Source organism: Nocardioides epinepheli (genome assembly GCF_037936805.1).
Classification (GTDB): domain Bacteria; phylum Actinomycetota; class Actinomycetes; order Propionibacteriales; family Nocardioidaceae; genus Nocardioides.
In genome coordinates this window covers 1-1,672 of the sequence record NZ_JBBMMC010000030.1, presented here as the reverse complement: position 1 = coordinate 1,672, position 1,672 = coordinate 1, and the positions used below count along the sequence as shown (strand labels likewise).

The following is a 1,672-nucleotide window of genomic DNA, read 5'->3' as shown; positions in this document are numbered from 1 at the left end:
ACAGAGGAGAACCAGCCGGTCCACCCTGCCAGCCAGCCCCAGGCCAGCCACCACCAACCCTCACAGCAAGCGAGCGCCAGCGAGCGCAGACGAAACCCCGGCAACCTTCACTAGCTACCGTGTCACGCGTGTACGACCCAGCCGGCAATGCCACTCACCGGGCCGACGACGATGTCGTGTTCGAGGAGGCCGAGCCGCCAGGCCACCTGGCCGCCGTCGTCCATCGGTTCGTCTCGCTCCGCACGGGGTCGCGGCTGGCGCTCGACTATCGCTTCCATGCCCTTCCCGACGCCTGTACCTACGTCATCTTCGACCTTCGCGACCCGCGAGTCTGTGGCGTCACGCGGCTGCGGGCGAGCTCGCACGAGCTCGACCTCGGCCGCGACTTCCACTTCGCCAACGTGAGGTTCCTGCCCGGGACCTGGACCGGCACCGCGGCGCACGGTGTGATCGACCGTCCGTACGAGGGCGACCTACCGCTCCTGGAGTACGGCAGACGCCTCCAGGGACTGCACTTCGCGGCTCAGCAGGCGGTCCTCATCGAGCTTGTCGAGTGGCTCGAGGACAACGGCCTGGTGCGACCGAACCGCACCACCAGGCGAATCTTCGAGCAGATCGACGACATCCGCACGGTGGCCGACATGACGCACGTGGCCGGTCTCTCCTCGCGCCAGCTGCAACGCACCATGCAGCGCTCGGTCGGACTCGCCCCACACGACTTCCTCAAGATCATCCGGCTCCAGCAGACGCTGCGGACCTCGGACCACTCCTCCTACGCCGACCAGTCGCACTTCATCCGCTCCTTCCGCGCGGCCACCGGCTACACACCGGGACAGTTCAGCAGGGCCTTCGATGTCTGATTCGTCCAATACGCGGACTGCTCGCCCTCCCTACGCTCCCGACGACACCTCTGAAGGGAGCAGACAGATCATGGGTCAGGCCAAGAGCATCACCAACGTCAACAAGGTCTCGTGGTTCGAGATGCCCGCCGACGACGTCGAGCGCGCGAGCAGCTTCTACGCGAAGGTCTTCGGCTGGGGCACGCCGCCGATGGGCACCGAGGGTGCATACGCGCTCACGACTGCCGCCGACGACTTCGGCAACCCGACCGAGATCGGCGGGATCAACGGCGGCATCCATCGGCGCACGGACCCGGCCGATGCCGGTCCGGTGGTCAACATCTCGGTCGACGACCTCGACGCCACGCTCGAGCAGATCGTGGCCGCCGGCGGCCGGGTCGTCCAGCCTCGCTCCGAGGTCGACGAGTTCGGCCTGTCGATGGCCCTCTTCGCCGACACCGAGGGCAATGTGCTCGGCATCTACCGGTTCGGCTGAGGATTCTCCGCTCACCTCCGAAGGGATCGCCCCGCGGCCGGAGGTTGAGCAAGCGAGCGCCAGCGAGCGCCGACGAAACCCCGGCAACCGACTGCGCGACTGTGGTCGGTGGGTCGGCGCGCATGGGTGCCGACTCGTCCGGGTGGTGGGGTGGCCGCGCGCGTAGCCGATCGAGTCTCGCCGTCAAGGACGCTCGCTGCGCTCGCGCCACTGCGTGGCGGCTTCGCCGTCCTTGACCGCGAGCCTCGCTCGATCGGCTGGTCCGACGCGCTGCCGGCACGGGCTCCGCCCGCGCCGCCGCCTGCGCGGCCACCCCTGACCGGTCCGCAGTCGACGC

At 68.7% G+C, this 1,672-nt stretch carries 2 protein-coding genes; both read left to right on the top strand.

Going from position 1 to position 1,672, the window contains the following annotated elements; translation table 11 throughout:
* Nucleotides 1–128: 128 nt before the first annotated feature.
* The gene (locus WMR31_RS22080; RefSeq protein WP_340541099.1) at nt 129–860 is read left to right on the top strand and encodes a helix-turn-helix domain-containing protein; all 732 of its coding nucleotides are present in this window, start codon (nt 129–131) and stop codon (nt 858–860) included.
* 70 nt (nt 861–930) lie between these two features.
* Entirely contained in the window at nt 931–1,335 is a 405-nt protein-coding gene (locus WMR31_RS22075; protein WP_340541098.1) for a VOC family protein, read from the top strand.
* The last annotated feature ends 337 nt before the right edge of the window (nt 1,336–1,672 follow it).